Source organism: Treponema sp. OMZ 855 (genome assembly GCF_024181145.1).
GTDB lineage: Bacteria > Spirochaetota > Spirochaetia > Treponematales > Treponemataceae > Treponema.
This window is the reverse complement of record NZ_CP051194.1, coordinates 363,199-377,586: the sequence shown is the minus strand read 5'-3', so window position 1 is coordinate 377,586 and position 14,388 is coordinate 363,199. Positions and strand designations below refer to the sequence as shown.

12 protein-coding genes are annotated in these 14,388 nt (G+C 44.8%); 4 read left to right on the top strand and 8 right to left on the bottom strand.

All coding sequences use genetic code 11. The features are described from left to right. Nucleotides 1-5: 5 nt before the first annotated feature. From E4N65_RS01860 to E4N65_RS01830, 7 genes are all read right to left on the bottom strand, one after another. Nucleotides 6-929: an ABC transporter permease gene (locus tag E4N65_RS01860; RefSeq protein WP_016523145.1), complete on the bottom strand. Its 924-nt coding sequence runs from the start codon at nt 927-929 to the stop codon at nt 6-8. Further along, the gene (locus tag E4N65_RS01855; protein WP_044013811.1) at nt 922-1,998 is read right to left on the bottom strand and encodes an ABC transporter permease; all 1,077 of its coding nucleotides are present in this window, start codon (nt 1,996-1,998) and stop codon (nt 922-924) included. Before E4N65_RS01855 ends, E4N65_RS01860 begins: the two co-directional genes overlap by 8 nt. Further along, entirely contained in the window at nt 1,995-3,560 is a 1,566-nt protein-coding gene (locus E4N65_RS01850) for an ABC transporter ATP-binding protein (RefSeq protein ID WP_044013814.1), read from the bottom strand. The genes E4N65_RS01855 and E4N65_RS01850 overlap by 4 nt, the downstream gene beginning before the upstream one ends. 99 nt (nt 3,561-3,659) lie before the next feature. Next, complete coding sequence (locus E4N65_RS01845) at nt 3,660-4,739, bottom strand: BMP family ABC transporter substrate-binding protein (protein WP_044013816.1); 1,080 nt, start codon at nt 4,737-4,739, stop codon at nt 3,660-3,662. Continuing rightward, a complete protein-coding gene (locus E4N65_RS01840) occupies nt 4,736-6,127 on the bottom strand; it encodes an ADP-ribosylglycohydrolase family protein (protein WP_253673807.1) in 1,392 nt (463 codons plus the stop codon). The genes E4N65_RS01845 and E4N65_RS01840 overlap by 4 nt, the downstream gene beginning before the upstream one ends. Before the next feature lie 377 nt (nt 6,128-6,504). After that, nucleotides 6,505-7,554, bottom strand: coding sequence for a type I glyceraldehyde-3-phosphate dehydrogenase (gap, locus tag E4N65_RS01835; RefSeq protein WP_253673805.1), 1,050 nt, complete (start codon nt 7,552-7,554; stop codon nt 6,505-6,507). 158 nt (nt 7,555-7,712) lie between these two features. After that, a complete protein-coding gene (locus E4N65_RS01830; RefSeq protein WP_371921847.1) occupies nt 7,713-8,906 on the bottom strand; it encodes an exo-beta-N-acetylmuramidase NamZ family protein in 1,194 nt (397 codons plus the stop codon). Between the two features lie 180 nt (nt 8,907-9,086). On the opposite strand from E4N65_RS01830, the gene E4N65_RS01825 reads away from it, so the two are divergent. The 3 genes from E4N65_RS01825 to E4N65_RS01815 all read left to right on the top strand — a co-directional run bounded on the left by E4N65_RS01825 (nt 9,087) and on the right by E4N65_RS01815 (nt 12,015). Next, nucleotides 9,087-9,857 carry a leucine-rich repeat protein gene (locus E4N65_RS01825; protein WP_253673801.1) on the top strand — a complete coding sequence of 257 codons (771 nt, stop codon included), beginning with the start codon at nt 9,087-9,089 and terminating at the stop codon, nt 9,855-9,857. 159 nt (nt 9,858-10,016) lie between these two features. Next, on the top strand, nt 10,017-11,366 hold the full coding sequence (gene mgtE, locus E4N65_RS01820) for a magnesium transporter (RefSeq protein WP_253673799.1): 1,350 nt from the start codon (nt 10,017-10,019) through the stop codon (nt 11,364-11,366). A 22-nt stretch (nt 11,367-11,388) separates the two neighbouring features. Continuing rightward, nucleotides 11,389-12,015: a diacylglycerol/polyprenol kinase family protein gene (locus tag E4N65_RS01815; RefSeq protein WP_253673797.1), complete on the top strand. Its 627-nt coding sequence runs from the start codon at nt 11,389-11,391 to the stop codon at nt 12,013-12,015. 1 nt (nt 12,016) lies between these two features. Here E4N65_RS01815 and E4N65_RS01810 read toward each other — a convergent pair whose 3' ends face one another. After that, nucleotides 12,017-12,844: a hypothetical protein gene (locus E4N65_RS01810; protein ID WP_044013827.1), complete on the bottom strand. Its 828-nt coding sequence runs from the start codon at nt 12,842-12,844 to the stop codon at nt 12,017-12,019. A 180-nt stretch (nt 12,845-13,024) separates the two neighbouring features. Between E4N65_RS01810 and E4N65_RS01805 the strand changes: the two genes are divergently transcribed. Continuing rightward, entirely contained in the window at nt 13,025-14,323 is a 1,299-nt protein-coding gene (locus E4N65_RS01805) for an NCS2 family permease (RefSeq protein ID WP_253673795.1), read from the top strand. Nucleotides 14,324-14,388 lie beyond the last annotated feature (65 nt).

The window sequence follows — 14,388 nt, the reverse complement described above, 5'->3', positions numbered from 1 at the left end:
CTCCTTCAAGCGATTTGCGCTTTCCTACCGCGCTTCCGCCATGCTGAAAATACAATCAGTCCGATAACGGTTGAAATATAGGGAACGGTTTTTATGAATTCATCTGGGATGCTCATCGCCGCTAATACATTCGACAAGGCATCGGCAAAGCCGAAAAACAAGGCTGCAAACATCGTCGGCACCGGAGCCAACCGTCCCATTGCCGCAGCAGCCAACGCGATAAAACCGCGCCCCGCTACCATGCCTTTTGTAAAGGTACTCATGTATGCCATCGAAAGGAATACACCGCCTAACGATGCCAAAAATCCGCTGATAAGCAATGCGATAACTCTGGTCTTACGAATGGGTATCCCGACGGATTCCGCTGCATCGGGATTTTCGCCTACGCAGCGAATGTGCATACCAAGCTTTGTTTTATACAGCAAAAACCAGACGGCAAATACCGTAAAGAACGCAATGTATGTCAACACGTTTTGCCCCGACAGAATGCTGCCTAACACGGGAATAGCGGCGATACCCGGTATAACCACTTTAGGAAACACCAATGAAACTAAGGAGGATGTACTGCCTTTATCGTGAATCAGTACATACATAATAAATACCGTTCCGCCTGCGGCCAATGTGTTTAACGCAATACCGGATAAAATGATGTCTGTTTTTAGATACAGCGCAAAGTAAGCCAGTAAGACAGCAATTAATAAACCGCCGCCTAACGCAATTAAAAAGCCTATAAACAAACTGCCGGTTAAGCCGGTACCCAACGCGCCGAATGCCGCGGCAAAAAGCATAATGCCTTCCAATGCTATATTTGATGCACCTGAATTTTCCGCAACAACCGAAGCTTGTGCAGCAAACAATAGCGGAGTCGTAACACGCAAAACGGAATAAGCAAACTCCGCAGTTAAAATATAACTCAAAAAGTTATCCATCTAAGCCGCTCTCCTGTTGCATTTTAATGAGTGCTTTTTGCCGCCATTTACTTAAAAAGGCCTGAGCTGCGGCAAGCATTATAATAATACCTTGAATGATTGAAACCATTTCTGCAGTAACGTCCGTAGATGTCGCCATCTTATCGGCACCGATTTTTAAATACGCCAAAAAGAAAGCGGCAATCGGAATATAGTGCGGTTTATTTTTTGCAAGAATAGCGACAACGATACCGTCAAACCCGTACCCCGGCAAGCTTTGCCATTGGAACCGGTCATACATTCCCAATACTTCAACCGAACCGCCGACACCCGCAATAAAACCGCCGATAAGCTGTGAGTACGCGATAATTGCCGTCGTGTTTAAGCCGGCATAACGGGCAAAGCGGATATTCCTTCCGGTTTGTATCAGACGATATCCCCATGCCGTACGGCGGATAAACAATACGGTCAGCACTACTACGGCGCACAATATCAACAGTCCGAAGTGCAACCGCATTCCGGGAATAAGACGTGCCAATTTTGCATTGGCAGGAATCAGGTACGTTGCCATAAATCCTGCCGACGGATCTTTAAAGGTCGTATTGGCAAAATATTTGGTTATGTAAAAGAATACATAATTCAACATTAAAGACGAAACCAACTCATTTGCATTCCATCGCTGCTTTAAAAAAGCCGGAACCCAGCAAACGACAGCACCGCATAACCCGCCGATAATAATCGATACAAGCGGCGCAATAACAGGAGGCAGCGGTATAAGCAATGCGGTAAATACCCCAACGGCGCCGCTCACATAAAACGCCCCTTCCGCACCCATATTAAACATATCTGCGCTGAACATAACGGCAACTGCAAGACCGGTAAAACTGAGCGGAATACATAGCTCAAGTACGTTACCGAAACGGCGTGCCGATTCAAGCGGCCCTAAAAAGAGCTTCGAAAAAGCGAGCAGCGGTTCTTTACTGACACATAAAATAATAAGAAACGATAAGAGCACCGCAATGCCGATCGCTGCAGCAAACCGTATCAATTCAAATCTTTTTTCAAATGAAAGGCGTCCTATTAATTTCATCGTAAACATCCTGCAAGTTCATGTGCACCTTGCTTTTTTAAGCCGAGCATATACTCTCCCAACTCAGTTTCACTCACCATACCGGCATCCGGAAAATATGCGGTAATTTCACCGCCGTACATTACAACCAAACTGTCGCTGATTTCCAGAATCTCCGCCAAATCTGCCGAATTCACCAAAATAGCAGCACCGTTATCGCGCATTTCAATAATCTTTTGATGAATAAACTTTGCAGCGCCGATATCAACACCTCTTGTCGGCTGATCTGCGATAATACATCCTGCCGAGGTTGAAAATTCGCGTGCAATAATAACCTTTTGCATATTTCCACCGCTCAGCATTTTTACCGGCACATCGGCACTTTTTGTTTTAATCATAAATTGGTTGATAAGCGTATCAGCCCATTGTTTTATTTCATTCTTCTTTAGAATGCCCTTATGTACAAAGCGCTCATCTTCCGTAAAGACGGCAAATAAATTTTCTTGAATGGAAGCAGTTACCGCCGTTCCTACTTTTATTCTATCCTGCGGTATATAGGAGATACCTTCTTTTCTGATTGCAGCAATACTGCGCGATGTTATATCTTTACCGTTTAACATTACGCTTCCTTCAGTACAGTGCTGCAATCCGGTTATGGTATCGATCAACTCTTTTTGCCCGTTTCCTTCAACACCGACAATACCGAGAATTTTCCCCGCAGGTAAATCAAAACTCACATGCTTGAGTATGGGACGTCCGGTATCATCGTGCATACATACATCCCGCAATTTTAAGACGGTCTGTCCGGGAACGCTCGGTTGTTTTTCTATTTCCCAATGTATATTTTTACCGACCATAAGGTTCGATATTTCTTTTTCAGAAATTTCTCCGGCGGAATACACGCCGACGGAAGTACCGTTACGCAATACGGTTATCCTTTCGCATATTTCTTTAACTTCATTTAATTTATGACTGATAAATATAATCGTACATCCCGAATTCCGCAGCTCTTTTAATTCAACAAATAATTCTTCCGTTTCTTGCGGAGTTAATACAGCGGTCGGTTCATCCAAAATTAAAATGCGCGCACCTTTATATAACGCCTTCAGAATTTCTACTTTCTGGCGCGTCCCTATGGGCAAATTTTTAATCTTTTCTTTCGGGTCAATAACAAAATGATATTGATTGATAATTTTTTGAGCCTGTTCGTTCATGAGTTTTTTATGAATCAACGGGCCTTTTCCGGGTTCCATTCCAAGGCAGATATTTTCTGCAACACTCATCGATTCGACAAGCATAAAATGCTGATGTACCATACCGAATCCGTGACGAATAGCGTCAAGCGGGGATTTGATATGCAATTCGTTTCCATTATATAAAATCGTACCTTCAGTCGGTTGCTCAATACCGAATAATATTTTCATCAAGGTACTTTTACCGGCGCCGTTCTCACCGACAAGGGCATGAATTTCTCCGGCACGAACCGAAAAATTGACACGCCTATTAGCCGTAACACCGTTAGGATATATTTTTGAAATATCCTTCATTACTAAAATATCATCTGCCGTACTTTCAACATTCATTCGGATAGTCTCCGCATAAGCACGGAAAGTGAGGCCGGGGATTCCCAAAAAGTTAGTTATGTTCGAGACATCCCCAGCTTCCGTGCAATGCTTTTTTAATTATGGGCGAGCGGAATCAATATATGCTGTTATATCGGCTTGCTTCATACCGAATGCTGTCTTAACTGCAATCTTTCCATTTCTGATTTGGGTTTCATACTCGGAAATATGCTTGCGAACTTCGGCAGGAACTTTCGCCTGATACACTTCATTATCTGCAAGACCGACGCAACCTTCATTTATTCCCAATGCTACACGTTTCCCCCATACCAGTGTATTGCTTTGTATTTCTTTCATTGCAAGATACATGGACTTATCAACGCGTTTCAGCATGGAAGAGATAATGAGGTTTGATAAAACAGGATCGGTCTGCTTATACAGCATAGCCTGATCACTATCCACACCGATAATGAATTTATTCTTTTCCTTTGCAGCCTGCAGCGCACCTTCTCCGGCATTCGATGCGCACACAAAGATAATGTCGGCACCCATCTGATACTGTGTCAACGCAAGTTCTTTTGCTTTTGCAGAATCGCTGAAATTTCCGACAAAAGAAGAAATGATTTTAATATCGGGAGAAACGGTTTTTGCACCTTGTATAAAACCGACTAAGAAATCGAGGATAACGGTATTATCCATACCGCCGATAAACCCGATTTTCTTCCCCTTTGTCATTTCCGCGGCAAGTACGCCTGCAAGGAATGAGCCTTCATTCTGCTTGTATTCTATCGAATAGGTATTTTTAAACAGCCCTGCAGAATCGGAAGCATAATCCATTGCGGTATCGTAGACGATGATTTTTTGATTCGGATAATCTTTTGTTATCTTTGATACAAGCGCCTGCATTTGCCATGTTCCGCAAAAAATAATATCGTGCTTTTCATCACAAAGATCACGCAATGCAGGTTCCCATTTTGAGTCATCATACCCGACTTCAACTACCTTGGTTTTGCAATGCAGTTCATTTGCGATCATCTTCATACCGTTGTTTGCGGAATCATGGAAAGACTTATCTCCAAGGTTTCCATTGATGATCAGCGCGACACTCGGTTCCTTTGAACCGCTGTTCTCTTTTGCACCGAAAGCAAACATAGACATGCCTAACAGTACAAACAGACCGACAGAAAGAATCTTTTTCATACATCCTCCAATTGTTTTACGACCGATACGGTCTTGTTAATAAGTTCTTGCAAACTTACCGTTTTATTTCCTCGTAAATAGGTTATAATTTCATCGCCAAAAGGATCCGTCCAGTGATCTTCGATTCCCTTTGTACCTAACTTTGCACCGAGCGCAGCGCCCAGCTGTGCGGCATTACAATCGACATCTTGACCGCACATCGCGATATAGTGCATGACATCGTTAAAATTATCTTTGCCGAAATACAACGCAACTACTTCTGCCGCGGCATTCGGATACGCATGGATCCAGTTATACCGCTTGTATTTTTCTTCGCATGCCGCCCATGCCTCATAAAAATCCTGCTTCTTCATACACTGCGCTAATGCAAAGTGAAGCACGGAGGCATATTCAGAATCCTTAGGAATATAGGAAACGGCTTTTTCCAAACATCTCCGCATAGGATCTTCCCCGTATGCAAGGCTGACCAAAACGGCGTTAAACACCTCTCCGAGAATTCCATTCCCGTGGTGCGAAATTTCCGCATCGCGCCATGCAAGCAGTGCAGCCTTACGCGGATTTAACGGAGCTACCTGACCGCACACGGCACCCCGCATTTGTGCACCGATCCATTCACGGTAGGGATTCCTAAACAGACCGCTTTCCGGAGGATACATCCCTCTACGTAAATTATCCAATGCAACCTGTTCGGCAGACCAACCGCAGGGTATTAACTCCAGCCATTGGTCGGCAATATCGGCGCTTGTCGGCATCCCCTGTACTTTGCAGCACGCCTCCAGAAATGCAATTTCGTATGTTATATCATCGTTGTAGGTATTCGGGTTACGCACATAAGTACGGATTTCGCCGAATTTTTTCTTCAGCTGTGCCGTTGTATACCCTTCAAGCGCCGTTCCCAAGCCTCCGCCGCATAAACGGCCGAGCCACGCGGCCTTTGTTTTATCGTACAACACGGCATTCGGCAGTGTTTCCGCGGTTGATTCGGGAAACTCGATTGCTTTTTCATATTCATTGAAGCTTTGATACAACTTACTTTTCCAATAGTCACTTGAGGTATCGCTCGGGCACATAAAAAGGATATTAAATATGCGGGCAGTGATCCTTTGCAGTGCCTTCATATCATTCCGTTTTAGCGCATCAAGCCCTTCAGGAATCAACTCCTCTGCGGCACTGACATCGCACCCCAGCGCTTCTATGGACTGGACAGCGGCGATCACCACACTTTCAGGGGCATGAGAACCGGGCACATGACTTGCCCAGTACACACGAAGCATATTGTCCACCTGCTTTTCAGCGGCATTCGACGCCTCCCATGTTTGCTCGTCTTCCGATAGCACCACCGGAACGGCATTTTTTGTTAAATCATAAATATATTCCCACGCTTTCATATCATCCTCGCATCGAATCTAACTTTATGAAAACATTTTTAGAAAACATTTTCATAACTTTACATACAGGATACACCCCAAAATTCCATCTGTCAAATGTTTTTTTACAAAGTATCGAATTATCGGACAGTATTTTATTCGTGCGGAGGATTTAATACTCACCTTTTCTCGGCAACGCTCTGCGTCGGGGTTGTTGATTTACGGCGTTTCATAATTTAAAATCATTGGCGCCTGTTTTATCGCTGAGTTCATAAGAGTAGGTTTTGGACGAACATCTCTCAAAGCTCATCGAGTTTTGAGAGATGCCCAGCAATAGTGAGGAAGGATAGACCGGCGCTGCAGAAACACGCATTCATTTCTACCGCGCCGCAGAAAAATTATTTATTCATAAATTTGAGTAGGTCGATAACGCGGTTGGAATATCCCCATTCGTTATCATACCATGACACTACTTTAAAGAAGCGCTTTTCGCCCGGAAGGTTATTCTGGAGCGTTGCCTTGCTGTCGTAGATGGAAGAACGCTTGTCGTGAATAATATCGGTGGAAACGATTTCTTCGTTGCAATAGCCTAAAATTCCTTTCATATAGGTTTCGGAGGCTTTCTTGAATGCTGCATCGAGTTCTTCGATCGAAGTATCTTTTGTTGCACGGAAGGTTAAATCGACAACCGAACCGGTGGGGGTCGGTACGCGGAATGACATACCGGTCAGCTTGCCCTTTGTTGAAGGCAATACTTCGCCGACAGCTTTAGCAGCGCCGGTCGTAGACGGGATAATATTGATAGCAGCAGCCCGTCCGCCGCGCCAATCTTTCATCGAGACACCGTCAACGGTCTTTTGTGTTGCGGTATAAGAGTGGATCGTTGTCATCAATCCCGTTTCAATTCCGAAACCTTCTTTTAAGATGACATGGACGATGGGAGCCAAACAGTTGGTGGTGCAGCTCGCATTGGAAACAACGTGATGCTTTGCGGGGTCGTATTCGTTTTCGTTGACACCCATAACGATTGTCTTAATGGGCTTTGCGGCATCGGCACTCTTGCCGGGTGCGGAAATAATAACCTTCTTTGCACCTGCTTCCAAATGCCCGTACGCTTTTTCGTTCGTATAAAGACCGGTACTTTCGATAACGACATCGATACCCAATTCCTTCCACGGGAGCTGTGCAGGAGTTAAGCCTTTACCGGAGACGCATTTAATTTCATGTCCGTTGATAACGAGTACATCTTCGCCTTTTGTACCGATTTCGGCATTCATCTTGCCTTGTACGGAATCATACTTGAGCTGATATGCAAAATACTTTGCATCGGTTGAAAGATCGACAACCGCAACGACATCAAATTTATCCTTTCCAAGCAAATTCTGTTCAACCAGAGCCTGGAACACGAGCCGGCCAATTCTGCCGAATCCGTTAATAGCTACTTTCATATTTATCTCCTTAGCAAGAATTTCGAACACACTGAGCACGACCTATTAGACAATGCTGCGGCTGCGCTTTGTGTTCTATAAATCTTTTTTTAACTGTAAATAAAAAGAGTACGGTTGTCAATATCGTATAATTCAGGACAGCCGCACCGGATTCTTCTTTAATATAAAAGATATTTCTTGCGTATGTCGCTGAACTGCTTTGTCTCTTTTTCGATACGGGTGAAATAATCCTGTGCGGTTTGCGAAGGATTGGTGAGCTGTGTACAACCTGTTAATAAATGCAAACCGCAGTATTTTTTACCTGCATTGTTTATCGTAAACTTGTCGGGATAGAGGCGCTTGATTTCGTAGAACATGGCGATTGCCGTTTTAACAGGGGCAAAACTGCGGCGGTCGGTAACGGCGATCTGTACTCCTCCGCAGAGCTGCCCCGTATAGAGCGAAAGCGATGGGGTAAAAAACGCGGGCAAAAAGCGCACTCCTTCCAAGCCTAATCGGTTCAGTGAATCGGCTAAACGGTACGCATCGATGTAGGGCGCCCCGAGGTACTGAAACGGCATTGTCGTTCCCCGCCCCACCGAAAGATTGGTTCCTTCAAATAAACAGACGCCCGCATACACGAGTGCTGTCTGCGGCGATGGAATATTGGGAGACGGCGGTACCCATATTAGAGGCAGCTCGTCAAAGTAGGTTGTTCTGTTCCAACCTTCCATCGGGATTACCGTTAAATCACAGCGAATACCGTATTCGGTGTTGAAGAGCCGGGCAAGCTCCCCAACCGTCATACCGTGCCGCTGTACGATGGGGAAATATCCCGTAAAGGAACGGTATTCAAGTTCCAGCATATTTCCTTCGACAGTATCGCCGATTGGGTTCGGGCGGTCGAATACGACAAATTGTTTTTTATGGCGCGCACATTCTTCCATCGCGTATGCCATGGTGGAAATATAGGTGTAGAAACGAGCACCGACATCTTGAATATCAAAGCAGAGGATGTCGATATCTTTCAACATCTCCGGCGTCGGCCGCTTGGTATTTCCGTAAAGGCTGTATACCGGAAGTCCCGTCCGCGGATCGGCGCTGTGCCCGATGGACGCCCCCTCCCGTTCGTTGCCCTGTATACCGTGTTCAGGTGAAAAAAGCGCCGTAAGCTGCACCGACCGGCTTAACAGCACCGCGGAGGGCGTTCCGTCGGAATCGATACCGGTTTGGTTGGTAATCAACCCTACCCGCTTCCCAGCAAAAACGGCGCGGTACTCCGGCAGCCGCTCAATCCCCAATTTCAGCCGATTCTCTGCCGTAGCTTCTTGGCATACAATACAAAATAAAAAGAAGAATACCGCCGTCTTCAGTTGGCGTAAATGGCATACAGACGTTTTCATAAGGGGATACAACTCAAATATATTTCTCATTGGGAGTATTATAGAATACCTTCACGCTTTGTTAAACCGGTATGGAAATTTTCAATGAGATGCAGTATATTTAGCAACAAAACACCCAAATATGGGTGAAACATATATCAGGAGGAAAAGATGAATACTGATACCATAAGAATGCGAAAGTTCTTTAACCGGATTACGGTAGCGGTGCTGGCCGTTATCGTATCGTTACTATGTACTGCGTGTCCCCAAAATGGTGGGGCTTCCGGCAACAACACGGGAAGCTACACACAGGTACCCTTTGCACAGTTAGACGACTATCTTAAAACAAAAGCCTCTGCCAGCACAGTAAACTACATCGAAGTAACAGGGCTTAAAAAAGAAGACTTAGGAGGACTTATGGAAGCAAGTCCTCTCGGCAAAACTCTTAAAGCGTCACCTTCTAAAAAAGTTGCGCTTAAATTCGGTGGTAAAATAGAAGGTCTTACAAGTATGGGTTCTTGTTTTGACGGCTGCGAGACCCTTGTACAAGTTTCCGGAATACCTGAAGGGGTTACGAACATGGGAAGTTGCTTTTATGGCTGTACAAACCTCAGACAGGCTCCGGTAATCCCTGAAAGTGTTGAGGCCATATATTTTTGCTTTTCCCACTGTACAAATCTCAAGCAGGCTCCGGTTATTCCGGCAAATGTTACGGATATGTATAAATGCTTTTTGGATTGCGAAAACCTTCAAAATGTTGTTCTTAAATGCAATTATAATCCCGCAAGAGATAGCTCGAATAAGCCCTATTTCAAAGATACCTTTGATGGCTGCACGGCTTTAACGGCAGGCGGTATTAAGGTTCCTGCAGGACAGCTGGAAACGTACAAAACTAATGCAGACGTTATGGGCGTTACGGAGGATAAGTTTGCCGCCGAATAAGGTAAAACTTTTCGATATTTAAGAAAATAATCATACCCCCGACGCAGAACATCGGGGTATTAAAACCTCTGCACGAATCAAAAAATACTTTTGCCCGTGTTATTCGCGGGCAAAAGCTATAGCAGAAACCATCCGTTTTAAGTATACTAGCGCTTAATTATGGAAGATAAAACGCAGGAAATGGAGCGGATTCAAGAACTGCTCGACAATAGGCACTACGTAGCTTTAATTGCAGAACTCGCTGAGATGAATGCGGTCGATGTAGCGGAAATATTGGATAAAGAAAATGCGGCAAATGCGGTGTTTCTTTTCAGAATGCTTCCGAAAGACCTTGCTGCCGAGGTATTCGCACTCCTTTCGAGTGAGCAGCAAAGCGCATTTATTTCATCGATTACAGATAAAGAACTCGGTCCTATTCTGGACGAACTTGCGTTTGACGATGTCGTAGACCTTGTGGAAGAGATGCCTGCGAATGCCGTCAGAAAGATTTTAGCAAACTCCGGCGAAGAAGAACGTAAGCTCATCAATCAATTCCTCAAATATCCTCCCGACTCTGCCGGAAGCCTAATGACGATTGAGTACGTCAGCCTTAAAAAGACCATGACGGTAAAACAGGCTCTGGATTACATCAGAGAGACGGGGCTAAAAAAAGAAACGATTTATACCTGTTATGTGACCGATGCCAACAGAGTGCTTGAGGGCATCGTTTCATTAAAAGAGCTTGTGTTGGCTCCTGAAGACGAGCTAATCGAAAATATTTTTGAAAGCGAATGTATCTATGTGAACACCCACGATGACCAAGAAAGCGTTATTGCGGTTTTTAAGAAGTACGCATTCCTCGCCCTGCCTGTTGTCGATGCGGAAAAACGGCTGATCGGTATTATCACCGTTGACGACGTCATGGATGCTATGGAACAGGAAGCTACAGAAGACTTCCAGATCATGGCCGCTATGCAGCCGTCCGAAGACGCTTACCTGAACACCGGTGTTTTTAAACTTGCCAAGCACCGCATCGGCTGGCTGATGCTCCTAATGGTGTCGGAAACCTTTACCGGCAAGATTATCGAACACTACACTGAACTGCTGGCAACGCTTACCATACTCACTTCATTTATCCCCATGCTGATGGATACCGGCGGAAATTCGGGCAGTCAGTCATCGACGTTGATTATCCGCGGTCTTGCTACCGGTGAAATTCAGCTGCGTGACTGGGCAAAAGTTTTGTGGAAGGAACTCCGTATCGCAATCATGGTCGGAGCGCTGCTCGGACTGACCATTTTTATAAAATCTTATTTTTTAGACGGTAAACCGATTCTTGTCTCTGCCAGCGTCGGTTTAACGCTTGTGGTAACCGTTACGATTGCAAAACTTACCGGCGGTCTTTTGCCGATTCTTGCAAAAAAGCTCCATATGGATCCCGCTATTATGGCAGGCCCGCTCATCACCACAATTGTAGATGCGGTCAGCCTTATCGTCTATTTTAAGATCGCAGGTTTCCTGTTATTTTAAAAGGTAATATGATCGGGATTGTATGAAATGGTTTGAACGCTTCCGATACCGTACATTTTCTCAGACTGCATCCGTAGAGGAACTGTTGGTTGAAGTTTTTAGAAAAACCATTCATCTGTCTTCTGCGTTAACCGTTGTCTTTGCAGAACACTGGTATACACTTACGATTGCCGGTATTGCCGCTATGAGTACGCTCTACTGTATTTCCGAATTTCTCCGTATACGCGGCTATGAGCTTGGTATCATTGCGCATATCACCCGTTACGCATCACGGAAACGTGATAAAGGGCGGTTCGTCTTAGGGCCGCTGACACTTGCCGGCGGGATACTCCTTGCACTGCTGCTCTTTCCCATGCATACGGCAAAGATTGCCATATTTGCACTTGCTTTTGGGGATGGGCTTGCGAGCCTTGTCGGAAAGCGTTTCGGTAGAATCCGATTAACTTTTTTTAAAGACAAAACCGTTGCCGGAAGTTTAACTTGTTTTGTAGCCGTGTTCCTTTCATCCTTTGCCGTCAGCGGGAATTTTTGGAAAAGCCTTATACTCGGTATTGCCGGAGCCGGTATCGAAATGCTGCCGCTTAAAGATTATGACAACCTTTTGATACCGGTTGCTATCGGTTTTCTTGCCTTACTTCTCCATGCGTAAGCTATTGCCACAAATAAAATTGATGAATTGCTTTCAGAAAAAAGAAGCCTGCTGCCAGCAGCGCCCCGATACCAAGCACGGTGAAAAACCATGAGCCGGTATACAGCAAGAGCGTATATGCAATTAACATTATCAATAGCCGAATTGCCGCCTTCCGGTACTCGGTAATGCTGCGGTAGATACCGACCAGCAAAAACGATACGACCGCCAATGCGCAGACAATCCCGCTAAAGGAATAAAGAAGATAGCGATAGGAGCGGGAAAACGAAAAAAACGAGACCGTATGAATGGTATCGATCGGGATAACATGGGACAATGCAAACGCGATAAAACTCAGCAAGAAAATAATAGATCCCGTTTCCCGCGTAAAAGTCTTATGAGCAAAGAGACTTGAGGTTAAAAGTGCCAAACATGCCCCAAACCGGAAAAAGAAAATAATTCGCGCAACGGAAGCCGTAAAAACAGCTAAGAGCGGATACCGCACTTGCAACGGAAAAAGAAGCTGTAACGCTTCAACGGATAACGCGAAAATAAACAAACTGAAAAACGAAATCTCCAGCGCATGGGTTTTTTCAAAAAGAAAGAAAACACAAATAAGCAGTACTAACGCTATCAGCGGAAACGCAGTGATACCGATCATAACTGCATAATTATTATAGGCAAAAAACGGAAGCCTTAATAATCGAAAAGTACTTTCCGAAGCTGTCGGCAGTTCTGCGAGTAAATTGTGCGCGGCAATAACAATACAGCAGCTTATGCTTCCGACTACCATGAGCGCAGCAATACAAATACCGAAAATTAAGATTCTATTACGTCCGGCTATTGTCATAGAAGTTAGTATAGTTTGAAAACCGCTTCTCTGTCAAATATGCGTTCAGCTATCTCCTAATGATAAGATTCCTAAAAAAAAGTCAACGAGCAAAAAAATTTTATTGCGGAAACAAATGTTTCGTGGTACACTGGTAATATCGCTGATTGGTACTCATTTATTCTAAAAGGAGGATACTTTATGGAAAAACTCTTTCAGCTTCAAGCGCACAAAACAAATGTGCGTACTGAAATCATTGCAGGTTTAACCACATTCCTTGCAATGGCGTATATCCTTGCCGTTAACCCGCTCATTTTAAGTGATGCAGGCTTAAATCCCGGCAGCGTATTTACGGCTACCGCATTATCTGCGGCAGTCGCAACCTTGATGATGGCAGTACTTGCCAATCTGCCTGTTGCTCTCGCCCCTGGTATGGGCTTAAATGCTTTCTTCACGTATACCGTTGTTATCGGAATGAAGTATTCGCCCGCAATGGCATTGACAGCAGTATTCCTCGAAGGTTTGCTGTTTATTCTGCTTTCTTTTTTCAATGTACGGGAAGCGATCGTCGAATCGATCCCGATCAATCTGAAAAAAGCAGTTGCAGCAGGTATCGGTCTTTTCATCACCTTAATCGGTATGAAAAATGCGGAAATTATCGTTGATAACCCCGCAACATTAGTCGGTCTCGGCACCGTTACATCGGGTCCCGCCCTATTAGGAATTATCGGCTTGGTGATTACTGCAGTATTGTATGTTCTGCACATCCCCGGCTCAATTCTTCTTGGAATTTTGATTACTACCGTAATCGGTATTCCGATGGGCGTTACCGTACCGTTCGGCGGTTGGGAAAATTGGTCAATCGTAAGTGCTCCTGCAGCTCCTATTTTCTGGAATTTTGATTTCAGCAATATTCTCAGCTTCCAGTTCTTTACGGTATTCTTCTCATTCTTGTTTGTTGATATTTTTGATACGGTCGGCACTTTAGTCGGTGTCAGCAACCGGGCAGGACTCACCGACAAGAATGGCAACATTCCGCGTGTAAAACAGGCATTGCTTTCCGATGCTGTCGGAACCGTCTTCGGCGCTATGCTGGGTACTTCTACGGTTACCAGCTTTGTCGAAAGTACTTCCGGTGTAGCAGCCGGCGGACGCACCGGTTTAACAGCGCTGACAACCGGTGTATTCTTCTTAATTGCACTGGTATTTTCACCGCTCTTCCTGCTTATTCCGTCAGCGGCAACAGCTCCGGCTTTGATTATCGTCGGATTCCTTATGTTGAGTGCGGCAGCCGAAATCGATTTCACAGATCCTACGGAAGGTATTCCGGCGTTCTTAACAATCGTTATGATGCCGTTTGCATACAGCATCGCCGAAGGTATCGTTTACGGTATCCTTTCCTACGTTATTTTGAAGGCAGCAACCGGCAAGTTTAAGCAAATCCCAATTGTTACATGGGTATTGTTTATTATCTTCATCTTGAGAATTGTTCTCCATTAAGCTATCCCACAATTAAAAATATAACGGGCATTCATACGAGGTATGCGTGCCCGTTTTTTTTACTT

What these genes read in the sequence shown, in the direction of transcription:
- E4N65_RS01860 (WP_016523145.1), bottom strand. Translation starts at nt 929, where the DNA reads ATGGATAACTTTTTGAGTTATATTTTAACTGCGGAGTTTGCTTATTCC.
- E4N65_RS01855 (WP_044013811.1), bottom strand. Translation starts at nt 1,998, where the DNA reads ATGAAATTAATAGGACGCCTTTCATTTGAAAAAAGATTTGAATTGATA.
- E4N65_RS01850 (WP_044013814.1), bottom strand. Translation starts at nt 3,560, where the DNA reads ATGAATGTTGAAAGTACGGCAGATGATATTTTAGTAATGAAGGATATT.
- E4N65_RS01845 (WP_044013816.1), bottom strand. Translation starts at nt 4,739, where the DNA reads ATGAAAAAGATTCTTTCTGTCGGTCTGTTTGTACTGTTAGGCATGTCT.
- E4N65_RS01840 (WP_253673807.1), bottom strand. Translation starts at nt 6,127, where the DNA reads ATGAAAGCGTGGGAATATATTTATGATTTAACAAAAAATGCCGTTCCG.
- gap (WP_253673805.1), bottom strand. Translation starts at nt 7,554, where the DNA reads ATGAAAGTAGCTATTAACGGATTCGGCAGAATTGGCCGGCTCGTGTTC.
- E4N65_RS01825 (WP_253673801.1), top strand. Translation starts at nt 9,087, where the DNA reads ATGAATACTGATACCATAAGAATGCGAAAGTTCTTTAACCGGATTACG.
- mgtE (WP_253673799.1), top strand. Translation starts at nt 10,017, where the DNA reads ATGGAAGATAAAACGCAGGAAATGGAGCGGATTCAAGAACTGCTCGAC.
- E4N65_RS01815 (WP_253673797.1), top strand. Translation starts at nt 11,389, where the DNA reads ATGAAATGGTTTGAACGCTTCCGATACCGTACATTTTCTCAGACTGCA.
- E4N65_RS01810 (WP_044013827.1), bottom strand. Translation starts at nt 12,844, where the DNA reads ATGACAATAGCCGGACGTAATAGAATCTTAATTTTCGGTATTTGTATT.
- E4N65_RS01805 (WP_253673795.1), top strand. Translation starts at nt 13,025, where the DNA reads ATGGAAAAACTCTTTCAGCTTCAAGCGCACAAAACAAATGTGCGTACT.